Origin of the sequence: Pseudomonas sp. NY11955 (assembly GCF_048068035.1) — a bacterium.
Lineage (GTDB): Bacteria > Pseudomonadota > Gammaproteobacteria > Pseudomonadales > Pseudomonadaceae > Aquipseudomonas.
Genome location: NZ_JBLUPS010000018.1, coordinates 51,241 through 76,549 on the forward strand (window position 1 = coordinate 51,241; position 25,309 = coordinate 76,549).

21 protein-coding genes and 4 tRNA genes are annotated in these 25,309 nt (G+C 61.9%); 5 read left to right on the forward strand and 20 right to left on the reverse strand.

Features of this window, described 5'->3' with window-relative positions:
* Window positions 1–5: 5 nt before the first annotated feature.
* A complete protein-coding gene (locus ACNFBR_RS25305) occupies window positions 6–284 on the reverse strand; it encodes a hypothetical protein (RefSeq protein ID WP_252458301.1) in 279 nt (92 codons plus the stop codon).
* Between the two features lie 178 nt (window positions 285–462).
* On the opposite strand from ACNFBR_RS25305, the gene ACNFBR_RS25310 reads away from it, so the two are divergent.
* Entirely contained in the window at window positions 463–1,503 is a 1,041-nt protein-coding gene (locus ACNFBR_RS25310; protein WP_416737267.1) for a patatin-like phospholipase family protein, read from the forward strand.
* A gap of 171 nt (window positions 1,504–1,674) precedes the next feature.
* On the opposite strand, the gene ACNFBR_RS25315 is transcribed toward ACNFBR_RS25310, so the two are convergent.
* From ACNFBR_RS25315 to ACNFBR_RS25365, 11 genes are all read right to left on the reverse strand, one after another.
* A complete protein-coding gene (locus ACNFBR_RS25315; RefSeq protein ID WP_416737268.1) occupies window positions 1,675–3,546 on the reverse strand; it encodes a SurA N-terminal domain-containing protein in 1,872 nt (623 codons plus the stop codon).
* A 181-nt stretch (window positions 3,547–3,727) separates the two neighbouring features.
* The gene (gene hupB, locus ACNFBR_RS25320; protein ID WP_003250246.1) at window positions 3,728–4,000 is read right to left on the reverse strand and encodes a nucleoid-associated protein HU-beta; all 273 of its coding nucleotides are present in this window, start codon (window positions 3,998–4,000) and stop codon (window positions 3,728–3,730) included.
* A gap of 152 nt (window positions 4,001–4,152) precedes the next feature.
* Entirely contained in the window at window positions 4,153–6,549 is a 2,397-nt protein-coding gene (gene lon, locus ACNFBR_RS25325) for an endopeptidase La (RefSeq protein WP_416737269.1), read from the reverse strand.
* A 164-nt stretch (window positions 6,550–6,713) separates the two neighbouring features.
* Complete coding sequence (clpX, locus tag ACNFBR_RS25330; RefSeq protein ID WP_012271563.1) at window positions 6,714–7,997, reverse strand: ATP-dependent Clp protease ATP-binding subunit ClpX; 1,284 nt, start codon at window positions 7,995–7,997, stop codon at window positions 6,714–6,716.
* Window positions 7,998–8,105: 108 nt separating this feature from the next.
* Window positions 8,106–8,747, reverse strand: coding sequence for an ATP-dependent Clp endopeptidase proteolytic subunit ClpP (gene clpP, locus ACNFBR_RS25335; protein ID WP_003259400.1), 642 nt, complete (start codon window positions 8,745–8,747; stop codon window positions 8,106–8,108).
* Window positions 8,748–8,838: 91 nt separating this feature from the next.
* Window positions 8,839–10,152, reverse strand: a complete 1,314-nt coding sequence (gene tig, locus ACNFBR_RS25340) for a trigger factor (RefSeq protein ID WP_416737270.1) — start codon at window positions 10,150–10,152, stop codon at window positions 8,839–8,841.
* A 248-nt stretch (window positions 10,153–10,400) separates the two neighbouring features.
* A complete protein-coding gene (locus ACNFBR_RS25345) occupies window positions 10,401–10,700 on the reverse strand; it encodes a DUF6388 family protein (RefSeq protein WP_416737271.1) in 300 nt (99 codons plus the stop codon).
* Window positions 10,701–11,166: 466 nt separating this feature from the next.
* Window positions 11,167–11,242 (reverse strand) — tRNA-His (locus tag ACNFBR_RS25350).
* Between the two features lie 36 nt (window positions 11,243–11,278).
* Window positions 11,279–11,363: transfer RNA gene (locus ACNFBR_RS25355), tRNA-Leu, on the reverse strand.
* A 52-nt stretch (window positions 11,364–11,415) separates the two neighbouring features.
* A tRNA-His gene (locus ACNFBR_RS25360) sits at window positions 11,416–11,491 on the reverse strand.
* 41 nt (window positions 11,492–11,532) lie between these two features.
* Window positions 11,533–11,609, reverse strand: a tRNA-Arg gene (locus ACNFBR_RS25365).
* A 270-nt stretch (window positions 11,610–11,879) separates the two neighbouring features.
* Between ACNFBR_RS25365 and folD the strand changes: the two genes are divergently transcribed.
* Window positions 11,880–12,734, forward strand: a complete 855-nt coding sequence (gene folD / locus ACNFBR_RS25370; protein WP_416737272.1) for a bifunctional methylenetetrahydrofolate dehydrogenase/methenyltetrahydrofolate cyclohydrolase FolD — start codon at window positions 11,880–11,882, stop codon at window positions 12,732–12,734.
* 186 nt (window positions 12,735–12,920) lie between these two features.
* Here the strand turns inward: folD and ACNFBR_RS25375 are convergent, their stop codons facing one another.
* Genes ACNFBR_RS25375 through ACNFBR_RS25400 form a run of 6 tightly spaced genes read right to left on the reverse strand, consistent with a single transcriptional unit; the run spans window position 12,921 to window position 18,840 of the window.
* On the reverse strand, window positions 12,921–14,660 hold the full coding sequence (locus tag ACNFBR_RS25375) for a carbohydrate ABC transporter substrate-binding protein (RefSeq protein WP_416737273.1): 1,740 nt from the start codon (window positions 14,658–14,660) through the stop codon (window positions 12,921–12,923).
* 39 nt (window positions 14,661–14,699) lie between these two features.
* A complete protein-coding gene (locus tag ACNFBR_RS25380; RefSeq protein ID WP_416737274.1) occupies window positions 14,700–14,972 on the reverse strand; it encodes a DUF2160 domain-containing protein in 273 nt (90 codons plus the stop codon).
* A gap of 12 nt (window positions 14,973–14,984) precedes the next feature.
* A complete protein-coding gene (locus ACNFBR_RS25385; RefSeq protein ID WP_416737275.1) occupies window positions 14,985–15,785 on the reverse strand; it encodes a carbohydrate ABC transporter permease in 801 nt (266 codons plus the stop codon).
* A 3-nt stretch (window positions 15,786–15,788) separates the two neighbouring features.
* Window positions 15,789–16,652, reverse strand: a complete 864-nt coding sequence (locus ACNFBR_RS25390; RefSeq protein WP_016714776.1) for a carbohydrate ABC transporter permease — start codon at window positions 16,650–16,652, stop codon at window positions 15,789–15,791.
* On the reverse strand, window positions 16,649–17,746 hold the full coding sequence (locus ACNFBR_RS25395) for an ABC transporter ATP-binding protein (protein ID WP_416737276.1): 1,098 nt from the start codon (window positions 17,744–17,746) through the stop codon (window positions 16,649–16,651). Before ACNFBR_RS25395 ends, ACNFBR_RS25390 begins: the two co-directional genes overlap by 4 nt.
* Window positions 17,746–18,840, reverse strand: coding sequence for an ABC transporter ATP-binding protein (locus tag ACNFBR_RS25400; RefSeq protein WP_416737277.1), 1,095 nt, complete (start codon window positions 18,838–18,840; stop codon window positions 17,746–17,748). Before ACNFBR_RS25400 ends, ACNFBR_RS25395 begins: the two co-directional genes overlap by 1 nt.
* A 223-nt stretch (window positions 18,841–19,063) precedes the next feature.
* Between ACNFBR_RS25400 and ACNFBR_RS25405 the strand changes: the two genes are divergently transcribed.
* The 3 genes from ACNFBR_RS25405 (at window position 19,064) to ACNFBR_RS25415 (ending at window position 22,720) form a co-directional block, all read left to right on the forward strand.
* The gene (locus tag ACNFBR_RS25405) at window positions 19,064–20,812 is read left to right on the forward strand and encodes a sigma-54-dependent Fis family transcriptional regulator (RefSeq protein ID WP_416737278.1); all 1,749 of its coding nucleotides are present in this window, start codon (window positions 19,064–19,066) and stop codon (window positions 20,810–20,812) included.
* Window positions 20,813–21,108: 296 nt separating this feature from the next.
* The gene (locus ACNFBR_RS25410; protein ID WP_416737279.1) at window positions 21,109–22,173 is read left to right on the forward strand and encodes an ornithine cyclodeaminase; all 1,065 of its coding nucleotides are present in this window, start codon (window positions 21,109–21,111) and stop codon (window positions 22,171–22,173) included.
* Between the two features lie 76 nt (window positions 22,174–22,249).
* On the forward strand, window positions 22,250–22,720 hold the full coding sequence (locus ACNFBR_RS25415) for an Lrp/AsnC family transcriptional regulator (protein WP_416737280.1): 471 nt from the start codon (window positions 22,250–22,252) through the stop codon (window positions 22,718–22,720).
* Window positions 22,721–22,727: 7 nt separating this feature from the next.
* Here the strand turns inward: ACNFBR_RS25415 and ACNFBR_RS25420 are convergent, their stop codons facing one another.
* Window positions 22,728–24,416, reverse strand: a complete 1,689-nt coding sequence (locus ACNFBR_RS25420; protein WP_416737281.1) for a putative bifunctional diguanylate cyclase/phosphodiesterase — start codon at window positions 24,414–24,416, stop codon at window positions 22,728–22,730.
* A gap of 13 nt (window positions 24,417–24,429) precedes the next feature.
* Complete coding sequence (locus tag ACNFBR_RS25425; RefSeq protein ID WP_370739333.1) at window positions 24,430–25,305, reverse strand: methyl-accepting chemotaxis protein; 876 nt, start codon at window positions 25,303–25,305, stop codon at window positions 24,430–24,432.
* Window positions 25,306–25,309: the final 4 nt, after the last annotated feature.

Here is a 25,309-nt window from a genome sequence, read left to right on the forward strand (position 1 = left end):
CTTGATCAGCGCCCAGCGCGCGACTCACGAATGTAGAAGCGCGCTTTTTCGGCTTTGCGGGTACAGCTTTCGTAGCCTTCGAACTGCTGCTGGGTCTTCGCCCCGGTCAACAGCGACAAGGCCTTGGAGTAACTCACGGCACCGGCGAAGCCTTCAGCCTTGGCCAGGTCCAGCTCCTTCCAAGCGGCATCCAGCTGGGTTGCGCAGCTGTCACGGTAGGCCGTCTTGCCCGCGCAGCCGACAAGGGCCAGGGCAATCAGTGGAAGGCAGATCCAGGCTTTCATCAGTAATACCTCAATGGAAAAATCGGTGGCTATTCGACGCCCCGGCAGCTTAAAAGTGCCGTGACGGGCCAGCTTGGTCCGGCCAGCTTTATTACAGTAGCTCAGCGCGGTCTACATTGAAGCACAGGCAGCGATGGGTGCATTGTAGGACCATGGTGGCACTGGCCGGGGAAAATTCATGAGTAAACGCGTGGCGCTGGTTCTGGGATCGGGCGGAGCCCGGGGGTATGCACACATCGGCGTGATCGAGGAAATCGAGCGCCGCGGCTACGACATCGCCTGCATCGCCGGCTGCTCAATGGGGGCGGTGATTGGCGGCATCTACGCCGCAGGCAAACTGGACGACTACCGCAACTGGATCGAAAGCCTGGATTACCTGGATGTATTGCGCCTGGTCGACGTCAGCTTCCGCCTTGGCGCAATTCGCGGCGACAAGGTATTCGGACAGATCCGCAAGATCGTCGGTGAAATCAACATCGAGCAGCTACGCATCCCTTACACAGCGGTGGCAACCGACCTCACCAACCAGCAGGAAATCTGGTTCCAGGAGGGCTGCCTGCATCAGGCCATGCGCGCCTCGGCAGCCATACCCAGCCTGTTCACGCCGGTGATGCAAGGCAATCGCATGCTGGTCGACGGCGGTATCCTCAACCCGCTGCCAATCGTGCCAGTAGTGTCCAGCCACTGCGACCTGATCATTGCGGTCAACCTCAACGCCACCAACCAGAAGCACTACCAGTTGCCGGTAATCGAACGCCCAGCGGCGTTCAAGATGCGCTTTGATGCCCTGTTGAGCTCGCTGGGCTCACGCTTGCCGTTCCGGCGCAAGCCCGCGGAAGAGCTGATCCGTATCGAGCAGGAAATCGTCGCCGAGGGGTTGGCACCGCCCAGCCCATGGCTTTCCGATGCCGCCGACCCGGAAGCCCAGCAACCCGCGGCAGCACCAGAGCGCGAGGGCGCACCGAAATCCGCGACTGGCTCGTTCATCATCGACAACGTGGGGCCCGCTTCGCTGCTGGACCTGATCAACCAAAGCTTCGAGGTCATGCAGACTTCGCTGGCGCAATACAAGATCGCCGGCTACCCGCCGGATGTGCTGATCAACGTGCCCAAGCGAGTATGCCGGTTTTTCGAGTTCTACAAGGCGCCGGAACTGATCGCCCTGGGGCGGGAGATTGCACGGGATACGCTGGATAACTATGAAGGGGTGAAGCGCTAGGCCCAGTGCTACCTGCACTGGCCTCTTCGCGGGCAAGCCCGCTCCCACAGATACGGCACTGGCTTCAAGACCGGTGCTGTACCTGTGGGAGCGGGCTTGCCCGCGAAGAGGCCGGGCGACAGAAATGAAACAGGCCGCGCAAGGCGGCCTGTTTGTCATGCAACGTTCAGCTTAGTAACGGGTGATGTCCGCGTTGGCTTCCAGTTGCTTGCGGTAAGCGGCAAAGTCCTGCTGGCCAGCGCGCGACGCAAGGTAGCGGCGAATTTGCTGCTTCTCTTCGTCGGTGGCGGTGGCGCCTTCGTTGACGCCTTTGAGCTGCAGCACCACCAGGCTACCGTCACGCAGCACTACGCTGCCATACACCGGCTTGTCCTTGGCTTGCGGCTTGCCCAGGCGGAACAGCGCCTGCAGTTCGGCCGGATCGATGCCGTCCTCACCACGGGTGACTGCTTCGTAGGCTTTCCAGCCTTGGCCTTCGTGCACGCTGCCTGCTGCGATGGAACCGTCACGCAGGCCGGCAATCAGCTTGTCCGCCTTGGCCTTGAGTTCGGCAGTCGCCTTCTCTTTGGCCAGGTGCTCGCTGATGTTCTTGGCCACGGCGTCCAGCGGCAGTTGCTCTGGCTTGCGATGCTCCTTGACGCGCAGCACCACAGTGGTTTCCGGGTCGAGCTCGATGGCGGTGCTGTTGGCACCTTCATCCAGCACTTCTTCGGAGAACGCAGCCTGAACCACCGAACGGTTGGCAGTGATGCCTTCACCACCCTCGCGGCCGAAGGCGGCGGAGGTGTGCACCTTGAGGTTCAGGTCCTGGGCCGGCTGGGCCAGGTCGGAAGCCTCGTAGGCCGCATCCTGCAGCTGCTTGCTGGCGTCCACATAACGCTGCTCGACCAACGGAATCTTCAGGTCGCGGGTCAGCTTGTCCTTCAGGCTGGCAAAGCTCGGCACTTCTGGCGCCTGCACGCCCAGCAGCTTGATCAGGTGGTAGCCAAACTCGCTACGCACCGGGGCCGATACCTGGCCATCCTGCAGCTTGTACAGCGCCTCTTCGAAGGCCGGGTCGTATACCCCTGGGCCGGCAAAGCCAAGGTCACCACCATTGCTGGCAGAGCCAGGGTCCTGGGAGAACTCCTTGGCCAGTGCGGCAAAGTCTTCGCCCTTGGCCAGGCGTTGCTCGATCTCCTCGGCGCGGGCCTTGGCCTGTGCGTCGGTGGTTTTGTCGTTGACCTCGATGAGGATGTGCGCGGCATGGCGCTGCTCGGCGAGGTTGGCGATTTCCTTCTCGTACTGGGCCTTGAGCTCTTCGTCGGTCACGTTGACCTGGTCGAAGAACGCCGACTTTTTCAGCTCGATGTAGTCGATCACCACCTGGTCAGGCGACATGAATTCCTTGGCGTGCTGCTCGTAGTGCGCCTTGACCTCTTCGTCGCTGACCTTGACCGCGGCCGGGTCGGCCTTGAAGGTCAGGGAGGCGAAGTCGCGGGTCTGCTTCTCGAGGCGGGCAAAGGCATCAACCTGCTGGTCGGTGACGAAGCTGCTGCCGGCCAGGCCGGTGCGCAGCTGGCCGATGAGCATTTCCTCGGCGAGCATGTCGCGGAACTGCATGCGGCCGTAGCCCATCTGGCGGATGACCTGGTCGAAACGGTCGGCACTGAACTTGCCGTCCACCTGGAACTCTGGCGTTTGCAGGATTACCTGATCAAGCGCGGCCTCGGAGAAGGCGAACTTGGCATCCTCGGCGCCTTGCAGCAGCAGCTTGCGGCTGATCAAGCCCTTGAGGGCCTCTTCACGCAGCAGTTTGTCATCCAGCAGCGCCGGGTCGAAATCCTTGCCCAACTGTTGCATCAGCTGACGGCGCTGCATGTCGGCCGCCTGGCTCAGCTCGTTCTGGCTGATGGTCTGGCCGTTCACCTTGGCGGCGTCCTGGCTATGAGTGGCGGCCTGGAAAATGGCTTCAAAGCCGGTCAACGCCATCAACACGACGATAAGGCCGATGATGGTCTTGGCAATCCAACCTTGTGAATTGTCCCTGATATTTTGCAGCATGCGTCCCCCAGAAACGGCTGTACCACTGCGTCGACAACCGCGGAGCGTGGGTAGAATCCTGATAAAAGAAAGGCGCATCCGAGGATGCGCCTTTTCTTAGCAAACGTGTCAGGCGGGAACGTTTGCGCCCCGCCATCACCGTGCTCGGACCAGGCCAGGCCGGGTCCGGCTGAAAGACGACTTAGTTGACGGCGTCTTTCAGGCCTTTGCCTGCCTTGAAACCTGGAACCTTGGCGGCTTCGATCTTGATCGCCTTGCCGGTTTGCGGGTTGCGGCCGGTGCGCTCGGCGCGCTCCTTGACCGAGAAGGTACCGAAGCCAACCAGTACCACATCGTCACCTTGCTTCAGGGCGCCGGTGACGGATTCGATGACTGCGTCCAGCGCACGGCCGGCTACAGCTTTCGGGATGTCAGCAGATGCGGCGATAGCGTCAATCAGTTCCGACTTGTTCACTCTAAGTCCCCTTATTTCTCTATTGAGTTTGTTTCTAAGTATGTAATGAAAAGCTTATGAAACGTGCGCTGGGTGGCCTGTTGACAATAGCGTGCCGCTTTATAGCAAGGCCCCGAAAAAACTGTCAAGGAAAGCCCCCCAGCCAAAAACTACTAATGCGTGCTGATTCTTTCCTTAGCATCGCCGTCGCGCTTTTCATCTTTCGCGACAATCTCCGGAGCCACATCTGGCAAGGGCTCCGGGGCGTATTGCAGCGCAATTTGCAGGACTTCGTCAATCCATTTGACCGGTTTGATCTGAAGATCCTGTTTGATATTTTCCGGAATCTCCTTCAGATCGCGAACATTCTCCTCGGGAATGATCACCGTCTTGATCCCGCCACGGTGTGCCGCCAGCAGTTTTTCCTTCAGCCCGCCAATGGCCAGCACCTGGCCACGCAGGGTGATTTCGCCGGTCATGGCCACATCGGCACGCACCGGAATCTGCGTCAGCGCCGACACCAGCGCGGTGCACATGCCGATACCGGCACTTGGGCCGTCCTTCGGCGTGGCCCCTTCAGGCATGTGGATGTGCACGTCATGCTTCTCGTGGAAATCGGCGGCAATCCCCAGGCTGCGGGCGCGGCTGCGCACCACGGTCTGCGCGGCGGTGATCGACTCGACCATGACGTCGCCCAGCGAGCCGGTCTTGATCAGCTGGCCCTTGCCAGGGATGACCACAGCCTCGATGGTCAGCAGTTCGCCGCCCACCTGCGTCCAGGCCAGGCCGGTCACCTGGCCGATCTGGTCCTGCTGCTCGGCCAGGCCGTAGCGGAACTTGCGCACGCCCAGCAAATGCTCCAGCTGCTCGCTGGCCACCTTGACCTTGACCTGCTTCTGCCCGGTATGTTCCTTGACCACCTTGCGGCAGACCTTGGCAATTTGCCGCTCCAGGCCCCGGACACCGGCTTCGCGGGTGTAGTAGCGGATGATGTCGCGAATCGCCGACACATCGACTTCCAGCTCTTCCTTCTTCAAGCCGTTGGCCTTGACCTGCTTGGGCACCAGGTACTTGACCGCGATGTTGATTTTCTCGTCCTCGGTGTAGCCCGGCAGGCGGATGACTTCCATCCGGTCCAGCAGCGCCGGCGGGATGTTCATCGAGTTCGAGGTGCACAGGAACATCACGTCCGAGAGGTCGTAGTCAACCTCCAGGTAGTGGTCGTTGAAGTTATGGTTCTGCTCCGGGTCGAGCACTTCAAGCAGCGCCGAAGCCGGGTCGCCGCGCATGTCGCTGCCCATCTTGTCGATTTCGTCGAGCAGGAACAGCGGGTTGCGCACGCCCACCTTGGTCATCTTCTGGATCAGACGGCCCGGCATGGAGCCGATATAAGTACGGCGGTGGCCACGAATCTCGGCCTCGTCGCGCACACCACCCAAGGCCATGCGCACGAACTTGCGGTTGGTGGCGGCAGCGATCGACTCGGCCAGCGAGGTCTTGCCGACACCGGGTGGGCCGACCAGGCACAGCACCGGGCCGCGGATTTTCTTGACGCGCTTCTGTACGGCGAGGTACTCGAGGATGCGTTCCTTGACCTCTTCCAGGCCATAGTGGTCGGCATCGAGGATTTCCTCGGCCTTGGTCAGGTCCAGGCGCACCTTGCTCTGAGCTTTCCACGGCACCTGCACCAGCCAGTCGAGGTACGAACGCACCACGGTGGCCTCGGCCGACATCGGCGACATCTGCTTGAGCTTGTTCAGCTCCGCCTGGGCCTTGGTCAGGGCATCTTTGGGCAGGCCAGCGGCTTCGATACGCTTTTTCAGCTCTTCGACTTCGTTGTGGCCTTCGTCGCCATCGCCAAGCTCTTTCTGAATGGCCTTCATCTGCTCATTCAGGTAGTACTCGCGCTGGCTGCGCTCCATCTGCTTCTTGACCCGGCCACGAATGCGCTTTTCGACCTGCAGCAGGTCGATTTCGGCATCCAGCAACGCCAGGACGTGCTCGACACGGGTGGTCAGGTCGACGATTTCGAGAATTTCTTGTTTCTGCTCGATCTTCAGGGCCATGTGCGCGGCCATGGTGTCGACCAGGCGCCCGGGCTCTTCGATGCTGTTCAGCGAAGACAGCACTTCGGCAGGGACTTTCTTGCCCAGCTGAACGTACTGCTCGAACTGCGACAGCAGCGTGCGCACGAACACTTCCGACTCGCGCTCGGCGGCATCGGTTTCGTCGATCAGGGAAACTTCGGCACGGATGTGCCCTTCTACTTCGGTGAAGCGCTCTACGGCGCCGCGCTGCTCGCCCTCGACCAGCACCTTCACGGTGCCGTCAGGCAGCTTCAGCAGTTGCAGCACGGTGGCAACGGTGCCGACGCGGTACAGGGCGTCTTCACCCGGGTCGTCGTCGGCTGGATTCTTCTGGGCCAGCAGGAGGATCTGCTTTTCGCCCGTCATCGCGGCCTCGAGGGCTTCGATGGACTTTTCGCGCCCCACGAACAGCGGGATAACCATGTGCGGGTAAACAACGACATCGCGCAATGGCAAAAGAGGCAAGTCGAGGGTGGTCTTCATGATTTCGCCTCTACAGCGGCCTTATGGCCGGAAACCGGTGGAAATGATGCTTGGACCTAATGTGGGGGCACGCCTGGGAAAATACAAGCGCTTGCGCAGTAAAAGCAGAAAGGGGCCCGTAGGCCCCCTTCTCGCTTGCAACCGTGAACCGGCCATTGCCTGAATCAGGCGTCTGGCGCGGCCTTGGCTTGCGGCTCGCTGTTTTCGTAGATCATCAGCGGCTGCGAGGTGCCTTCGATGACGCTCTCGTCGATCACCACCTTGCTGACCTCCTTCTTCGAAGGAATCTCATACATGGTGTCGAGCAGCACGCCTTCGAGGATGGAACGCAGGCCACGGGCGCCGGTTTTGCGCTCCAAAGCTTTGCGCGCTACGGCCTTGAGCGCATCGCTGCGGAACTCGAGGTCGACGCTTTCCATCTCGAACAGCTTGGCATACTGCTTGGTCAGGGCATTCTTCGGCTCGGTGAGGATCTGCATCAACGCCGCCTCGTCCAGCTCATCGAGGGTCGCCAGAACCGGCAGACGGCCGACGAACTCCGGAATCAGGCCAAATTTGACCAGATCGTCCGGCTCGACCTCACGCAGGGACTCGCCAACCTTCTTGCCCTCTTCCTTGCTGCGCACTTCGGCGCCAAAACCGATGCCACCCTTGGTGGAGCGATTCTGGATGACCTTTTCCAGGCCCGAGAACGCGCCACCGCAAATGAACAGGATATTGCGGGTATCGACCTGCAGGAATTCCTGTTGCGGGTGCTTACGGCCACCTTGCGGCGGAACCGAAGCCACGGTGCCTTCGATCAGCTTCAGCAGTGCCTGCTGCACGCCCTCGCCCGAAACGTCACGGGTGATGGACGGGTTGTCCGACTTGCGCGAGATCTTGTCGATTTCGTCGATGTAGACAATGCCCATCTGGGCCTTTTCCACGTCGTAGTCGCACTTCTGCAACAGCTTCTGGATGATGTTCTCGACGTCCTCACCCACATAACCGGCTTCGGTCAGGGTGGTGGCGTCAGCAATGGTGAACGGTACGTTCAGCAGGCGTGCCAAGGTTTCGGCGAGCAGGGTCTTGCCCGAGCCGGTCGGCCCGATGAGCAGGATGTTGCTCTTGCCCAGCTCGACTTCGTCACCCTTCTTGTCACGCTGGTTCAGGCGCTTGTAGTGGTTGTATACCGCTACGGCCAGTACCTTCTTCGCGCGCTCCTGACCAATGACATACTGGTCCAGGATGCCGCTGATTTCTTTCGGCGAAGGCAATTTGTGCGCGCTGCTTTCGGCCTGGGCTTCCTGCACCTCCTCACGGATGATGTCATTGCACAGGTCGACGCACTCGTCGCAGATAAATACCGAGGGCCCGGCAATCAATTTGCGCACTTCGTGCTGGCTTTTGCCGCAGAAGGAGCAATAGAGCAATTTGCCGCTGTCCTCGCCGTTACGGGTGTCAGTCATTCGATCGATCCAATCCGGTAGGCTTGCAACACAAGATGAAGGCAATTGCGGGCTTTTTCAAGTCCGCAGGTAGGCGCTTTCCGCGCCTACCTGCTCTGGCACCCCGGTTCAGGAGGCCAGTTGCCGCTTGTCGTAGACCGAGTCGATCAGGCCGTACTCGGCAGCGCGCGAGGCGCTCATGAAGTTGTCACGCTCGGTGTCACGCTTGATGGTCTCGAGGTCCTGGCCGGTGTGGTAGGCCAGCAGCTCGTTCAGACGGGCCTTGATATTGAGGATTTCCTGGGCGTGGATCTCGATATCGGTGGCCTGACCCTGGAAGCCGCCCAGCGGCTGGTGAATCATCACGCGCGAGTTCGGCAGACAGTGACGCTTGCCCTTGGCACCTGCCGCCAGCAGGAAGGCGCCCATGCTGCAGGCTTGGCCAATGCAGATGGTCGAGACGTCCGGCTTGATGAACTGCATGGTGTCGTAGATGGACATGCCAGCAGTAACGGAACCGCCCGGCGAGTTGATGTACAGATGGATATCCTTGTCCGGGTTTTCCGCTTCAAGGAACAGCAGTTGCGCAACGACGAGGTTGGCCATGTAGTCCTCTACCGGGCCAACCAGGAAGATCACTCGCTCCTTCAACAGGCGCGAGTAGATGTCGTAAGCGCGTTCGCCACGGGCGGACTGCTCGATAACCATCGGGACCAGACCGCCTGCGGCCTGGATGTCAGAGCTCTGCTGAATATAAGAATTGCGGGACATGTCCTGCGCTCACTCCCAAATAGTCATGGCTTGATAACGCACAAGCCAGCTCGAAGGCTGGCTTGTGGGGGTTTCCTACGAGTGAATCCCGTTACTCAGCAGCGGCAGGAGCCTCAGCTGGCTTAACGGCATCTTCGTACGAGACCGACTTGTCGGTCACAGTCGCTTTCTGCAGAACAGTATCTACAACTTGCTCTTCCAGCACAACCGAACGCACTTCGTTCAGTTGCTGGTCGTTCTTGTAGTACCAGGCGATGACCTGCTCAGGCTCTTGGTAAGCCGAAGCCATTTCTTCGATCATTTCGCGAACCTTGGCGTCGTCCGGCTTCAGTTCGAACTGCTTGACCACTTCGGCCACGATCAGGCCCAGCACTACGCGGCGCTTGGCTTGCTCTTCGAACAGCTCGACCGGCAGTTGCTCAGGCTTGATGTTGCCACCGAACTGCTGAACAGCCTGCACGCGCAGACGGTTGACTTCGTTTTCCAGCAGGGCTTTCGGCACTTCGATCGGGTTGGCGGCCAGCAGACCGTCCATGACCTGGTTCTTCACCTTGGTCTTGATCGCCTGACGCAGCTCACGCTCCATGTTCTTGCGAACTTCGGCGCGGAAACCTTCCAGGGTCGATTCCTTGATGCCGAACTGGGCGAAGAATTCTTCGTTCAGCTCTGGCAGCACAGGTGCCGACACGCTGTTGACGGTGATGGTGAACTCGGCAGCTTTGCCCGCCAGGTCCAGGTTCTGGTAGTCCTCTGGGAAGGTCACGTTGACAACGCGCTCTTCACCCGCCTTGGCGCCAACCAGACCGTCTTCGAAGCCAGGGATCATGCGGCCGGAACCCAGTACCAGCTGGGTGCCTTTGGCCGAACCACCGGCAAACACTTCACCGTCGACCTTGCCGACGAAATCGATGTTGACCTGGTCGTCGTTCTGCGCAGCGCGCTCGACGGCCTCGAAGCGGGTGTTCTGCTTGCGCAGTACTTCCAGCATCTTGTCCAGGTCGCTGTCAGCCACTTCGGCGCTCAGGCGCTCGACGTTGATCGACTCGAGGCCGGCAACGGTGAACTCTGGGAACACTTCGAAGATGGCGACGAATTCCAGGTCCTTGCCCTTTTCGAAGGACTTTGGCTCTACGGCAGGAGCACCCGCCGGGTTCAGCTTTTGCTCGACGATGGCTTCGTAGAAGGAAGCCTGGACCAGGTCACCGAAAGCTTCTTGACGGGCATCAGCTTCAAAACGCTGACGGATCACGTTCATCGGCACTTTGCCAGGACGGAAGCCCGCGATCTTGGCGCGCTTGGCAGTCTGCTGCAGACGCTTGTTGACTTCGTTCTCGACGCGCTCGGCCGGAACGGCGATGGTCATGCGGCGCTCGAGAGCGGAAGTGTTTTCAACAGAAACTTGCATGGATATTCCTCGTTGCACAGACGTTAGCCGGCGTTAGCCCGACTCCAGAATCAAGGGCAAACATTCTAGTGAGTCACGCAGCAGAAGTCACCCCACACGGGACGACGGGAAACAACGCCGGTCGATTAACTTTCAAGGCCCGCACGGCACACCGCCGAGCCCGCTTCAATAAGGGCCGCACGACGCCCGAGGCGCCCTGCAGCCGAAATAACTTGTCAAACAACTGCCAGCGGCGAATTCGCTTCCTTTTATTCAGGATCGATTTCGTTGAACTGACAGTACTCCTCCCACTCCAGCCCCAGCGCCTCGGCTACCTCACGGTGCGTTTCCAGGCGCATGGCCTGCAACTGCTCCGGGCTTTCGGCGATCAACTGCAGCGCCAGCTCCCAGGGCTGAATACCCTGCTCGTCGGCTGCATCCTCGAACGCCCACTCGATCTGCTGGGCCTGCTCACGCGCATCCAGCTCGCGAATCTCCTCGAGCAACTGCGGATTGGCTTCGGCAAAGCGCTGCAGTGCCAGGGCCTGGCGGGCTTCTTTTGCAATCATCGTGGTGTTCCTCTGCCGGCCAAACGGGCCGGTGTTTCAACCGGCTGAAATCTAACAGCTTTTATTGGGGCGCCACCAGAGGATTGCAAGGGGGAGAATGCGATTTGGCTGGAAGGGGCTTGCCAGGGCATTTTCGGCGCCTGTGAGATCGAGCGCCGCCCGCGCGGCGCATCGCGAGCGAAGCTCGCTCCTACATTTGTTTCGGGCCAATTATGCCTGTGGCAAGGGCGCGCGTCCCCTTGGTGCCCGCCTCGATATCGCGGCGTACGAACAAGGCGGTCGCGCGCGACTGCCACAGGCGATACTGGCCCGAAACAAATGTAGGAGCGAGCTTCGCTCGCGATGCGCCGCGCGGGCGGCGCTCGATCTCACAGGCACCGAAGCCCCCAAGGCATACAACCACAGCCACGCAGAACCCAAAACAAAAAGGCGCCCGATCTCACGATCAAGGCGCCTTTCAAGAATATGGGGTGGACGATGGGAATCGAACCCACGACAACTGGAATCACAATCCAGCGCTCTACCAACTGAGCTACGCCCACCATATTGCGGTGTTGCGGTACAACCTTACAGAAGCATGGTGCGGACGAAGAGACTCGAACTCTTACAGCTTGCGCCGCTGGAACCTAAATCCAGTGTGTCTACCAATTTCACCACGTCCGCGTAACGCTTAAAACAAAGGCGCCAGATGCTATCGAGGCGCCTTTGAAGAATATGGGGTGGACGATGGGAATCGAACCCACGACAACCGGAATCACAATCCGGCGCTCTACCAACTGAGCTACGCCCACCATATTGCATTACAGCCTACTTGCTTGCCAAAGCTGCCTAATGGCGCACCCGGCAGGACTCGAACCTGCGACCATCCGCTTAGAAGGCGGATGCTCTATCCAGCTGAGCTACGGGCGCTTAAGCTTGAAGCCTAACCGAACGAGACGTTAACAGGTAACTGCTAAACCACTCATTCTGCCCGACTTAGCCAACCAGTGCTAGGCTGTGCCCGACAAGTGCGGCGAATCTTATAGGCGACCCCGAAAGTCGTCAACACCTTTTTCAAAAAAATTTAAATTATTTAAGGGCTTAGGGGATTTGCCCGACCACCCGCCTTTGCCCTTGGCCCATGTCGTGCGAGAATGCGCGCTCTTTAATGTTTCCTTCTCGATGGTTAATCACGCGTCTATGACTGCACACCTAATCGATGGCAAGGCGATCGCCGCCAGCCTGCGCCAGCAGATCGCTCAACGTGTCGTGGAGCGTCGCCAGCAAGGCCTGCGTACGCCGGGCCTGGCGGTGATCCTGGTCGGCACCGACCCCGCCTCCCAAGTCTATGTCTCGCACAAGCGCAAGGACTGCGAAGAGGTCGGTTTCATTTCGCAGGCATTCGACCTGCCCAGCGAGACCACGCAACACGCCCTGACCGAGCTGATCGACCGCCTCAATGACGACCCAGCCGTCGACGGCATCCTGCTGCAGCTGCCGCTGCCGGCGCACCTGGACGCCTCGCTGTTGCTCGAGCGCATTCGCCCGGACAAGGACGTGGACGGCTTCCACCCCTACAACATCGGCCGCCTGGCCCAGCGTATTCCGCTGCTGCGCCCCTGCACGCCGAAAGGCATCATGACCCTGCTGGAAAGCACCGGTCAGGACCTGTACGGCATGAACGCAGTGATCGTCGGCGCGTCCAACATCGTTGGCCGCCCGATGGCCATGGAGCTGCTGCTGGCCGGCTGCACCGTGACCGTCTGCCACCGTTTCACCAAGGACCTGGCCGGCCATGTCGGGCGTGCCGACCTGGTGGTCGTGGCCGCCGGCAAGCCGGGCTTGGTCAAGGGTGAGTGGGTCAAGGAAGGCGCCATCGTCATCGACGTGGGTATCAACCGTCAGGACGACGGCAAGCTGGTTGGCGACGTGGTCTACGAGACCGCCCTGCCGCGCGCTGGCTGGATCACGCCGGTGCCGGGTGGCGTCGGGCCGATGACCCGGGCGTGCCTGCTGGAGAACACGCTGTATGCAGCGGAAGAGCTGCATAAGTAACACAGCGTAAAATGAGAACGGCACCTCTGGCAGGTGCCGTTTTTTTGCCTGTGGTTAATGCAATGGCGTTACCGGCCTCTTCGCGGGCTTGCCCGCTCCCACAGAAATCCCACCCCCCCTTGAGGGCGGCGCAGTACCTGTGGGAGCGGGCAAGCCCGCGAAGAGCGCACCACGCTTTTCAGCCGATCACTTCCTCGCCGCCTCCCATGACTTCAGCAGTTCGTTGTAGCTGACCGTCTCGCCTTTGGGCTTTTCGTTGGCCAGCTTGGGTTTTGGCGCACCCGGTTGGTCGAACCAGTACTGGGCATCCTTCTCAGGGTTCAGTTTCGGAGCACAGGTCGCCTGGGCATTGGAACGCTGCAACCGTTCCATCATTCGATCCTGGTCGCGGGCCAGGCCATCCAGCGCTTGCTGCGGCGTCTTCTCGCCACTGGCCACTTCGGCAATATGGCTCCACCACAACTGCGCCAAGCGCGGATAGTCCGGCACGTTGGTGCCGGTCGGCGTCCACTGCACCCGCGCCGGGCTGCGATAAAACTCCACCAACCCACCAAGTTTGGGCGCCAACTCGGTCATGGCCTGGGAGTTGATATCCGACTCACGAATCGGCGTCAGGCCGACGATGGTCTTTTTCAGCGACACGGTCTTGGAGGTGACGAACTGGGCATACAGCCACGCCGCCAGGCGCTGCTTCTCGGGGGTGGACTTGAAGAACGTCCACGAGCCAGTGTCCTGGTAGCCCAGTTTCATCCCCTCCTCCCAGTACGGCCCCTTCGGCGAGGGCGCCATGCGCCATTTCGGCGTGCCGTCGGCATTCACCACCGGCAAACCCGGCTTGGTCATGTCGGCGGTGAACGCGGTGTACCAGAAGATCTGCTGGGCGATGTTGCCCTGCGCCGGCACCGGGCCGGCCTCGGAGAAGGTCATGCCCTGGGCTTCCTTGGGCGCGTAGGCACGCATCCAATCCACATACTTCTGCGTGGCATAGACAGCGGCCGGCCCGTTGGTGTCGCCCCCACGCGTCACGCTGGACCCCACCGGATGGCAATCCTCCACGCGAATGCCCCATTCATCCACCGGCAAACCGTTGGGCAACCCCTTGTCGCCGCCGCCGGCCATGGAGAACCAGGCATCGGTGAAGCGCCAGCCCAGCGATGGGTCTTTCTTGCCGTAGTCCATATGCCCGTAAACACGCTTGCCGTCGATCTCCTTGACGTCTTCGGTGAAGAACTTGGCAATGTCCTCGTAGGCCGACCAATTCACTGGCACACCCAGCTCGTAGCCGTACTTCTCCTTGAACTTGGCTTTCAGCTCAGGCCGTTCGAACCAGTCGGCGCGGAACCAGTACAGGTTGGCGAACTGCTGGTCGGGCAGCTGGTAAACCTTGCCATCAGGGGCGGTGGTGAAGGAAATGCCGATGAAATCCTTCAGGTCGAGGGTTGGCGAGGTGTAGTCCTTGCCCTCGTTGGCCATCAGGTCGGTGATCGATTCCACCTTGCCGTAGCGAAAGTGCGTACCGATCAGATCGGAGTCGTTGACCCAGCCGTCGTAGATGTTTTTGTCCGATTGCATCTGGGTCTGCAGCTTTTCCACCACGTCGCCTTCCTGCAGCAGGTCATGGGTCAGCTGGATGCCGGTAATTTCGCTGAAAGCCTTGGCCAGCACCTTGGACTCGTATTCATGGGTGGTGATGGTTTCCGACACCACATTGATCTTCATCCCACGAAACGGCTCGGCGGCCTTGATGAACCATTGCAATTCGGCCAACTGCTGTTCAGGGGTAAGGGTCGAAGGCTTGAACTCGCTGCCAATCCATTTCTTTGCTGCCTCTTCGTACTGGTCGGCCCAGGCCGTGCCTTGCACGCTGGCCAGTACCAGCAACGCGGCCAGGGTCAAATGTCGCCTGTTGTGTTTATTGTCGAACATTGTGATCTCCCGTTTCAGTTATCCCACAGGGCCGCTCGCTCAGCCCCAGCGCAGCACCACCACCAGCCACGCCAGTGACAACAGCGAGGCTACCCACAATGGCCAGTCGCTGACGCCGACCACCAGCAAGTGCAGGTAGGCGCTGGCCAGCAGGCCGATGAACAAGTGGTCACCACGGCTGGTGACCAGCGGCAGGAAGCCCCGACGCTCCACGCAGGGGCGGCGCAGCTCAAGCAGGGTCATGCACAGCAGCAGCACGCCCACCGCGGCGAAGAACAGCGCTGTCGGCAGGGTCCAGGCCATCCACTCCATGCATTGCCCTCCTTACACCCGGCCCAGGGCAAAGCCTTTGGCCACATGATTGCGCACGAACCAGATCACCAGCATGCCCGGTAAAATGGTCAATACCCCCGCCGCCGCCAGCACGCCCCAGTCGATGCCAGATGCCGACACCGTGCGGGTCATCACCGCGGCAATCGGTTTGGCATTCACCGAGGTCAAGGTGCGCGCCAGCAGCAGTTCGACCCATGAGAACATGAAGCAGAAAAACGCCGTGACACCGATGCCAGAGCCAATCAGCGGAATGAAGATCTTCACGAAGAAGCGCGGGAAGCTGTAGCCGTCGATGTAGGCCGTTTCGTCGATTTCTTTTGGCACGCCCGACATGAATCCTTCCAGGATCCACACCGCCAGCGGCACGTTGAACAGGCAGTGGGCCAGGGCCACGGCGATATGGGTATCGAACAGGCCGATCGACGAGTACAACTGGAAAAACGGCAGCAGGAACACCGCCGGTGGCGCCATGCGGTTGGTCAGCAACCAGAAGAACAGGTGGCGGTCGCCGAGAAAGCGGTAGCGCGAGAAGGCATAGGCCGCCGGCAACGCCACCAGCAACGAAATCAGCGTGTTCAGGCACACGTAGTACAGCGAGTTAATGTAGCCGCTGTACCAGCTGGCATCGGTGAAGATCACCCGGTAGTTGTCGAGGGTGAACGCCTGCGGCCACAGCGTCAGGCCGCCAAGGATCTCGGTGTTGCTCTTGAACGACATGTTCAGCAACCAGTAGATCGGCACCAGCAGGAAAAAGAAGTACAGCAGCAGGGCCAGCGATTTGCGCGCGCTCATGGGCTAGTCCTTGTCGGCATGGGTCATGGCTGTGTAGAACAACCACGACACCAGCAAGATGATCAGGAAATACACCAACGAAAACGCCGCCGCCGGGCCCAGGTCGAACTGCCCCACGGCCATGCGCGTGAGGGTCTGGCTGAGGAACGTGGTAGCGTTGCCAGGCCCACCGCCGGTCAGCACGAATGGCTCGGTGTAAATCATGAAACTGTCCATGAAGCGCAGCATCACCGCGATCAGCAGCACGTTCTTCAGCTTGGGCAGCTGGATATGGCGGAACACCGCCCAGCCCGAGGCTCGGTCGATGCGTGCGGCCTGGTAGTACACGTCGGGGATGGCCCGCAGCCCTGAATAGCACAGCAATGCCACCAGCGAGGTCCAGTGCCACACATCCATCACCAATACCGTGAGCCAGGCGTCGAACGGGTCGCCGGCGTAGTTGTAGCTGACGCCGAGCTTGGCCAAGGTGGCACCAAGCAGGCCGATATCGGCACGGCCGAAAATCTGCCAGATGGTACCGACCACGTTCCACGGGATCAGCAACGGGATAGCCATGACGATCAAGCACACCGAGGCCATTCGCCCTTTGGTCGGCATGGTCAGGGCAATGCCGATGCCCAGCGGGATCTCGATCAGCAGCACGCAGGCCGAATAGATGAACTGGCGCAGCAGCGCATCGTGTAGTGCCGGGTCACGCAGCACCTGGCGGTACCAGTCGGCGCCGACGAAGTAGCGGTTGGACTGGTCGAAGATGTCCTGCACCGAATAGTTGACCACCGTCATCATCGGCACCACCGCACTGAACGCCACCAGCAGGAACACCGGTAGCACCAGCCACCAGGCCTTGTTGTTCGGTACCTTGTTCATGGCCCCGCCTCCAGCAGCACATCGTCGACGTACAGCATCAGCCACTGCGCCGGCAGGCTGACCCAAGCCTGGTCCACCGGTAACGGACGGTCTTCGCCCAACCGCGCCTTGAGCGCGACGCCCCCAAGCGCCAGGGTGACGATGCGGTAGGTGCCCAGGTCTTCGACATCCAGCACACGTGCTGGGTAGGCGTCATCGAACGGGCTGTCCCACAGCTGCACGAACTCCGGGCGGATGCCCACCTGCAGTCGCCCACCCGAGGTCGCAGCAAGGCGCTCGCGCAGGCCATCGGGCAACGCCAGGTGGATATCGCCGAACACCACCCCGTCCGCCTCGGCGCGCACGTCGATCAGGTTCATCCCCGGGCTGCCAATGAAGTAGCCGACGAACGTATGCCGCGGCCGCTCGAAGAGCTCACGCGGGGTGCCGAACTGGACGATGCGCCCGCCGTGCATCACGGCGATCTTGTCGGCGAAGGTGGAGGCCTCCAGCTGGTCGTGGGTGACGTAGATCATGGTGATATTGAACTGCTCATGGATCTGCTTGAGCTTGCGCCGCAGCTTCCACTTCAGGTGCGGATCGATCACCGTCAGCGGCTCGTCGAACAGGATCGCCGACACGTCATCGCGCACCAGGCCGCGCCCCATGGAGACTTTCTGCTTTTCGTCGGCACTGAGGTTGCGCGCTTTCTTGCGCAACACGCCCGCCAGGTCGAGCACCTCGGCAATTTCTTCCACCCGGGCACGCACCCGGGCTTCATCCAGCCCCTGATTGCGAAGGGGGAAGGCCAAGTTGTCGAACACCGTCATGGTGTCGTACACCACCGGGAACTGGAACACCTGGGCAATGTTGCGCGCTTGCGGCGACAACAGGTTGACCGGTTTGCCGTCGAACAGGACTTCGCCATGGGAGGGCGTCAACAGCCCGGAAATGATGTTCAGCAAGGTTGACTTGCCGCAACCCGACGGCCCAAGCAAAGCATAGGCACCGCCCTGCTCCCACACATGCTCCAGTGCGTGCAGGGCATAGTCCGCCTCGCTGGCGGGCTGGCGGCTGTAGCTGTGCGCCAGTTGGCGCAGGCGGATTTCGGCCATCACCCTCTCCTTGCCTGGCGCAGCCCCGGGGCCTGCACCAACAGCCCGGCGCTGTCGAAGACGAACAGCTTGTGCGTGGGGATGAACACGCGGATCGGCGTGTCCACTTGGTATTCATGCACCCCTGGCAGGTGCAGGACCATGCGCCAGTATTCGTTGCGCACGTGCAGAAAGGTTTCTGAACCACTGATCTCGGCCAGCTCTACCAGCACCGCCAGCTCCAGGTCATCGTCATGGGCCGGCACCAGGGTGAGATGACTGGGACGCACGCCAAAGCGGTAGTCGCCTTCGGCCAGCGGCAGCAGGTCAGCATTGCGGGCAAAGTGCACGGCCTGAGCCAGGCTCACCTCGTTGCCATGGATACGGCCGGGCACAAGGTTGATCGGTGGCTCGGAAAACAGCTCGGCAGCCAGCACACTGCCTGGACGCTGATACACCTCGGCGGTGGGCCCGCTCTGCACGATTCGGCCTTCGTGCACCAAGGTGGTGGTGCCACCCAATGCCAGCGCCTCGTTGGGCTCGGTGGTGGCGTATACCGCAATGCATTGGCGCGCCGCGAACAGTTCGCGCAGCTCTTGGCGCAGGCCTTCGCGCAACTTGTAGTCGAGGTTGACCAAGGGTTCGTCGAACAGAATCAACGAGGCATCCTTGACCAACGCCCTGGCCATCGCCGTGCGTTGCTGCTGGCCACCGGACAGCTCCAGCGGCAGGCGCTGCAGGTAGCTTTCAATGCGCAGCATCTCGGCGGTTTCCTGCACCCGGCGGCGGATCTGGTCCTCGGCCATGCGCGCCTGGCGCAGCGGCGAGGCGATATTTTCGTACACGCTCAAGGTTGGGTAATTGATGAATTGCTGATACACCATCGACACATTGCGCTGACGTACCGGCACACCGGTGACGTCCTGGCCGTCCATCAGCACCCGCCCTCGGTCCGGGCGGTCGAGCCCGGCCATCAAGCGCATCAGGCTGGTCTTGCCGGCCAGCGTGCGGCCCAGCAGCACGTTGAACGAACCGGGCTCGAAACGCAGTGAGGCATCGACGATCCAGGGCTGATTGTCGACGCTACGGCTGACCTGCTCCAGCACCAGAGACATGGCGTGGCCTTGTTGTGATGATTGTCTGCCGGGCACAGCCAGTTCCGTGCCAATCATTCTCCGAGGCTCTGGTTCGCGGCCTGGGTGCCAGCACGGGTCCATTGTGGGTTCACAAGTGAACACAATCACTGAACAACTGAACAGTTGCCGGTTTGACAATGAACACCCGTGAACAACACTGAACTGCGGTCGACCCATAACAACAACCACACAGGACATGGCCATGGCCACATCCGCTTCGGCCCACACCCAACTGATTCAGGCTTCCTGGGCCCGCTGCCGCGACCACGGCCTGCAGCCGCAACATGCGCCGGACTTCGACTGCCTGACCCGCGCCGAGCTCAACACCCTGCTGGAGCGGCGCCAGGCCCTTTTGCGCCTGACCCGCGAGGAAGTGCTGCCGCAATACGCGCACCTGCTGGGCAACGCCAGCTATCTGGTGATGCTGGCCGATGCCAGCGGCTGCCTGCTCGATAGCTGGGGCTCTCGACGTTTCGTCGAACCGGCCCAGCAGCATGGTTTCAGCGCTGGCGCCCATTGGCACGAGCGTGGCGTGGGCACCAACGCCCTGGGCACCGCACTGTTTTGCGCCGAGGCGGTTCACGTCGGCCAGGAGGAGCACTTCCTGCGCCAGAACCGCTACATGTCCAGCGCCGCCGCCCCCTTGTTCGACGCCGCGCGGCAACTGGTCGGGGTGCTCGACGTCGCGAGCGACGGCTACCTCCCGGCCAGCCAGACGCTTGGCCTGGTACGCATGATGGGCCAGAGCCTGGAAAACCGGCTGATCCTCGCCGAACATGCCAACTTGCACGGGCAACTGATCTTCAACAGCGCCTCCGACAACCTCGACAGCCCTTGGGCCGGCCTGCTGGTGTTCGACGAGCGCGGGCAGGTGCTGGCGGCCAACCACCGGGCAGACAGCCTGCTCGGTGGCAGCCCGCTGCGGCAGAACATCGAGCAGCTGTTCCAGCTACCCCTGCAACAACTGCTCAGCCATCCCCAGCAACAGCCATTCGCCCTGCAGGCCACAGGACGCAACCGCTTCCATTGCCAGTGGCAGCCCCCACGCGAAACCACCCGCCGCTCCGCAGCCAGCAGTGGCGAGCCACGCCTGGACAAAGCGCTGCAACAGGCCAGCCTGTTGCTGGAAAAAGACATCCCGGTGTTGGTGCAGGGTGAAACCGGCGTAGGCAAGGAAGTGTTCGTCGACACCTTGCACCGGGCCAGCAGCCGCGCCAACCAGCCGCTGGTTGCCGTCAATTGCGCGGCAATCCCGGCCGAGCTGGTCGAGTCGGAGCTGTTCGGCTACGACAAAGGCGCGTTTACTGGCGCCCACCACAAGGGCAACCCGGGGCTGATCCGCAAGGCCGACCACGGCATCCTGTTTCTCGACGAGATAGGCGACATGCCATTGCCCACCCAGGCCCGCCTGCTACGCGTGCTGCAATCGCGCAGTATCCAGCCGTTGGGCAGCGGCGAACCGGTGGCGGTGGATGTCCGCGTGGTATCGGCAAGCAACCGCGACCTGGCCGAAGAAGTGCGCGCCGGGCGCTTTCGCCAAGACTTGTATTACCGCATCGCCGGCCTGGCCGTGGTATTGCCAGCGTTACGCGAGCGCGGTGACCGGCGCCAGTTGATCGAGCAGGTGCACGCCCGCTACCGCGAACCCGGGCAACCTGCGCGGCTGCCTTCAGCCATTATCGACCTGCTCGATCAACATCCTTGGCCTGGAAACCTGCGTGAACTGGTGAGCGTACTGCAGGTGGCGCTGGCCCTGTCCGGCAATGGCCCGGTCGGCATCGAACACTTGCCTGCGGGTTTTCTGGCCGAATCGCAGGTGCCGGTGCCGGTGGCGGCCGAAGAGGCTGACCTGCTGATGCTGGTTGAGCAGGCCAATGGCAACCTGTCGGCCGTCGCACGCCGGCTGGGGATCAGCCGCACCACGCTGTACAAGCGGTTGCGTGAGCGATGACGGGCGCCCACAGGTACAGCACAAGCCGTCAAGGCATGCGCGGAATCTGTAGGAGCAGCCTTGTGCTGCGAAGAGGCCATTGCAGCCGAAGATGATCTTTAGCCCTGCCGGCCTCTTCGCAGCACAAGGCTGCTCCTACAAGTTGGCGCCGATCAGAAAGCCGATTCGGCTGTCATGCTAGCCAAATCAACCGGAGCGGCTGCCGTCATGGCCCATTACAGCCAGCATTCCCTCCCTGCCCAGCGCACACTGAACCCAGCACCCACTCTGGAAGCGTCGCCGCAGGGAGACCCCTCATGACCCGCTATATCGATGTGCAAGACCTGGCCCGCCTGGTCAACCGCAAAGGCCTGCCTACCTGCCTGCTGGAAATGGCCGAGTACATCCGCCAGGACTATCTGCGCTGGCCCGCCTTCGACAAATGCGCCCGGGTCGCCAACCATTCTGCGGACGGGGTGATCGAACTGATGCCGGTCGCCGATGCCAGCCGCTACGCCTTCAAATACGTCAACGGCCACCCGAAGAACACCCGCCATGGCCTGCCCACGGTGATGGCCTTCGGCGCCTTGGCCAGCGTCGATACCGGCGCACCGTTGCTGCTCAGCGAAATGACCCTGACCACGGCCATCCGCACGGCAGCCACTTCGGCCCTGGCCGCCCGCTACCTGGCGCGAGAAGACAGCCGCAGCATGGCGCTGATCGGCAATGGGTCGCAAAGCGAGTTCCAGGCCATCGCCTTCAACGCCCTGCTGGGTATCGATGAAATCCGCCTGTACGACATCGACCCCGCCGCCTCGGCCAAGCTGGTCGCCAACCTGGCCAACCGCCCCGGCCTCAAGCTGACCATTGCGAGCTCCGTGGCCAATGCGGTGCGGGGTGCCGATATCGTCACCACCGTAACCGCCGACAAGGCCTACGCCACCATCCTCACCCCGGAGATGATCGAGCCGGGCATGCACCTGAACGCCGTGGGCGGTGACTGCCCGGGCAAGACCGAGCTGCACCGGGCGATTGTCGAGCGGGCCCGGGTAATCGTCGAGTACGAACCGCAAAGCCGGGTTGAAGGCGAGATCCAGCAAATGCCGGCAGATTCACCGGTGACCGAGTTCTGGCAGGTGGTCGCTGGTGAAGCCATTGGGCGTGAAAGCGCCGAACAGGTGACACTGTTCGACTCGGTGGGGTTTGCCTTGGAGGACTACTCGGCGCTGCGCTATGTGCTGGATGCCGCGCAGGCGCTGGGTATCGGCAAGGACATCGGGCTGGTACCGGTGCTGGAGGATCCGAAGGATCTGTATGCGCTGTTGCAACCCCGGGTGGTGGAGTTGCGTGCGGTGCCCAAGGCCGATTCCGTTTGCGCCTGATCGATCCAGGGGCCGCGCAGCGGCCCCCTTTAACGCCTAACCTGTCCATGCCCACTTCTGAAAGAAGCCCACGCGCATGGACACCAACAGCCTCCCCCTGGACCGCATCGACGAAGCGATCATCGACATTCTGCGCCACGACGGCCGCATCACCTTCGAAAAACTTTCTACCCTCGTCCACCTCACCCCGCGCCCTTGCCTGGAGCGCGTGCGTAAACTGGAGCGCCGTGGCGTGATCCGTGGCTACGGGGCAATCATCGACCAGCAGAAGGTAGCGCCCGGGGTGTCTCTGCTGGTGCTGGCGGCCCTGTCCAACCAGAGCGGGCGCGCCGCGCAGAAGGCCTTCGAAGCCACCTTGCGCAGCTGTGCGGAGGTACATGAATGCCAGCTGATCAGTGGCCACTTCGACTACAGCCTGCGCCTGCGCTGCCGCGACATGGAGCACTACCGCCTGCTCAGCGAAAGCTGGATGAACGACGACGCCTTGCATATCGACAAGCTGGTAGCGCACCCGGTGCTGGCCGAGGTCAAGACCATGGTCCGCTGATGGCCACTCAAGGGCTACGCCATTCCAATGGCTGCCGGTAGGCCTGCGCCCAGGCTTGTACCTCATCCGCCGGCATCGGCCGGGCAATGCAATAACCCTGCGCCAGCTCACAGCCCAGGCCCATCAGCACTCGACCGTGCTCCACACTCTCCAGCCCCTCGGCAATCACTTCGCGGCCAAACGCCCGGGCCAGGCCGATCACCGCCGCCGTCAGCGCCAGGTCGTCCTGGTCGTGGAGGATGTCACGCACGAACGACTGGTCGATCTTGATCGTCTGGGTCGACAAGCGCTTCAAGTAACTCAACGATGAATACCCGGTGCCGAAATCGTCCAGCGAGAAGCGCACGCCCAGCGCACGGCAGGCGTCCAGACAGCGGCTGACATGCTGCAGGTTGTCGATGGCAACCGACTCGACGATTTCCAGATCCAGCCGCGCCGGGTCCACCTCCGGGTAAGCTGCCAACAACTGCTGCAGGCGCTCGGCAAAGTCGCTGCGCTGCAAGTGCCGCGCAGCGATATTCACGCTCAACGACCAAGGCCGCCCCTGGCGCTGCCAGGCCTGCAACTGGCTCAGCGCCTGACCGATCACCCACTCACCAATTTCGACGATCAGGTCGGTCTGCTCTACCCAGGGCAGGAATTCACCGGGCGGTACCACGCCACGGCCTGGCCGTTGCCAACGCAGCAAACCCTCGAAGCCCAGCACCTGACCGCTGCGCAGATTGACCTTGGGCTGGTAGTAAAGGCACAGCTCGTCGTTCTGCAACGCCCTGCGCACGCGCGCCACCGTCTGATGGGTGGCCTTGAGTTCCTGCTCCTGCGACACGTCGAACAGGTGGTAGCGGTTGCGCCCGCGCTGCTTGGCCACATACATGGCCTGATCGGCGTGGCGCACCAACGTGTCGGCATCTTCGTCATCCTGCGGGTACAGGGTCACGCCGATACTGGCGCTGAGCGACAACCGGTGCTCACGCACCACATAGGGCGCCGCCAATGCCCGCAGCACCCGCCGCAGGGCTGCATGCAGCTGGTCCTCGTCATCGACATCGCGCAGGATCAGCACGAATTCGTCGCCCGAAAGCCGGGCCACGGCATCACCACCGCGCAGGATGTTCTTCAAGCGCTGCGCCACTTCTACCAGCAGCAGGTCACCCACGGCATGCCCATAGCCGTCGTTGACCGCCTTGAATCCATCCAGGTCGAGCATGCACACCGCCAGCGGAATATCTTCGCGGCGCGAGTAGGCCAGGGCCTGGTTCAGCAGGTCGGACAGGTAGGCGCGGTTGGGCAGGCCAGTGAGCACATCGTGGCCCACCCGCCACTGCAAGGTATGCAGCAGCTGGCGTTTTTCGGTGACGTCGAAGCGGATCGACACATACTTGCGTACCTGTCCGGTCAGCGGGTCGACCAATGGCACCATGGTGCTGTCGACCCAATACAGCGAACCGTCCTTGGCCCGGTTGCAAATCTCGCCCTTCCACACCCGCCCGGCGGCCAAGGCGCGCCACATGCCGACGAAGAACGCCGGCTCGTGCAGGCCAGCGTTGAGGATGCGGTGGTTGGCGCCCAGCAGCTCCTCCCGGCTGTAACCCGAGATACTGCAGAACTGCTGGTTGACGTAGGTGATGTTCCCACGCAAGTCGGTTTCGGAAAAGATCGCGGCCGCGTCCACGGCCGCGCGATAGATATCATCCATAAAGCATCCTGCCTTAGCGGTTGAAGCGCTCCACCAGGGCGCGCAATCCGGCGCACACCTGTTCCAGTTCGGCGCCGCGCGAGGCGGCGGCGTTGGCGCTGTGGGCGCTGTGCTGGGCAATACCGGCCACGCCGTTGATCTGCCGCGAAACGTCTTCGGCCACCGCCGACTGCTGCTGCGAGGCGGTCGCCATCTGCTGGCTCATGTCGCTGATGCGCTGCACCGCGTCACGAATGCCATGCAGCGCCTGCCGAGCTTCCTGCACCTGGGCAACGCCCTGCTCGGCACCGTCGATGCCCTGGCTGGCAATTGCCACGGCTTCCTCGGCACCACTGCGCAGCGCGTCGATGATGGCCTGGATGTGCAGGGTCGACTGGCGGGTCTTGTCGGCCAGTGCCCGCACCTCATCGGCGACCACGGCAAAGCCGCGGCCTTGCTCGCCTGCACGCGCCGCCTCGATGGCGGCGTTGAGGGCCAGCAGGTTGGTCTGTTCGGCGATACCGCGGATCATCCCGGCAGCTTCGGCGATGGCTCCGGTCTGACCAGCCAGGTGGCTGACAGCCTGGTTGATCTGCGTCACGGTGCTGGCCAGGGTACGAATGGCCGCGCCGCTGGCATCGGCCACCTGGCTCCCCTGCTCGGCCAGCAGGTGCGCGGTGTGTGCCTCGGCGGCGGTCAACTGGACATGGTTGGCCACTTCGCCGATGGAGGCGGCCATCTGGTTCATCGCCGTGGCGCTCAGGTCGGTTTCGGCACGCTGCTTCAGCAATGCCGCCTCGGTACTGCGCGACAACTGCCCGGCATCGTGGGCGGCCACAGCCATTTGCCCGGCCAGGTCGCTGAGACGCGTCAATGCGGTTTTCAGGCGCGCCTCTTCGCTGATCAGCATCAGT

Coding starts and splice junctions, on each gene's coding strand:
- ACNFBR_RS25305 (WP_252458301.1), bottom strand. CDS start 284: ATGAAAGCCTGGATCTGCCTTCCACTGATTGCCCTGGCCCTTGTCGGC.
- ACNFBR_RS25310 (WP_416737267.1), top strand. CDS start 463: ATGAGTAAACGCGTGGCGCTGGTTCTGGGATCGGGCGGAGCCCGGGGG.
- ACNFBR_RS25315 (WP_416737268.1), bottom strand. CDS start 3,546: ATGCTGCAAAATATCAGGGACAATTCACAAGGTTGGATTGCCAAGACC.
- lon (WP_416737269.1), bottom strand. CDS start 6,549: ATGAAGACCACCCTCGACTTGCCTCTTTTGCCATTGCGCGATGTCGTT.
- clpX (WP_012271563.1), bottom strand. CDS start 7,997: ATGACTGACACCCGTAACGGCGAGGACAGCGGCAAATTGCTCTATTGC.
- clpP (WP_003259400.1), bottom strand. CDS start 8,747: ATGTCCCGCAATTCTTATATTCAGCAGAGCTCTGACATCCAGGCCGCA.
- tig (WP_416737270.1), bottom strand. CDS start 10,152: ATGCAAGTTTCTGTTGAAAACACTTCCGCTCTCGAGCGCCGCATGACC.
- ACNFBR_RS25345 (WP_416737271.1), bottom strand. CDS start 10,700: ATGATTGCAAAAGAAGCCCGCCAGGCCCTGGCACTGCAGCGCTTTGCC.
- folD (WP_416737272.1), top strand. CDS start 11,880: ATGACTGCACACCTAATCGATGGCAAGGCGATCGCCGCCAGCCTGCGC.
- ACNFBR_RS25375 (WP_416737273.1), bottom strand. CDS start 14,660: ATGTTCGACAATAAACACAACAGGCGACATTTGACCCTGGCCGCGTTG.
- ACNFBR_RS25380 (WP_416737274.1), bottom strand. CDS start 14,972: ATGGAGTGGATGGCCTGGACCCTGCCGACAGCGCTGTTCTTCGCCGCG.
- ACNFBR_RS25385 (WP_416737275.1), bottom strand. CDS start 15,785: ATGAGCGCGCGCAAATCGCTGGCCCTGCTGCTGTACTTCTTTTTCCTG.
- ACNFBR_RS25390 (WP_016714776.1), bottom strand. CDS start 16,652: ATGAACAAGGTACCGAACAACAAGGCCTGGTGGCTGGTGCTACCGGTG.
- ACNFBR_RS25395 (WP_416737276.1), bottom strand. CDS start 17,746: ATGGCCGAAATCCGCCTGCGCCAACTGGCGCACAGCTACAGCCGCCAG.
- ACNFBR_RS25400 (WP_416737277.1), bottom strand. CDS start 18,840: ATGTCTCTGGTGCTGGAGCAGGTCAGCCGTAGCGTCGACAATCAGCCC.
- ACNFBR_RS25405 (WP_416737278.1), top strand. CDS start 19,064: ATGGCCACATCCGCTTCGGCCCACACCCAACTGATTCAGGCTTCCTGG.
- ACNFBR_RS25410 (WP_416737279.1), top strand. CDS start 21,109: ATGACCCGCTATATCGATGTGCAAGACCTGGCCCGCCTGGTCAACCGC.
- ACNFBR_RS25415 (WP_416737280.1), top strand. CDS start 22,250: ATGGACACCAACAGCCTCCCCCTGGACCGCATCGACGAAGCGATCATC.
- ACNFBR_RS25420 (WP_416737281.1), bottom strand. CDS start 24,416: ATGGATGATATCTATCGCGCGGCCGTGGACGCGGCCGCGATCTTTTCC.
- ACNFBR_RS25425 (WP_370739333.1), bottom strand. CDS start 25,305: ATGCTGATCAGCGAAGAGGCGCGCCTGAAAACCGCATTGACGCGTCTC.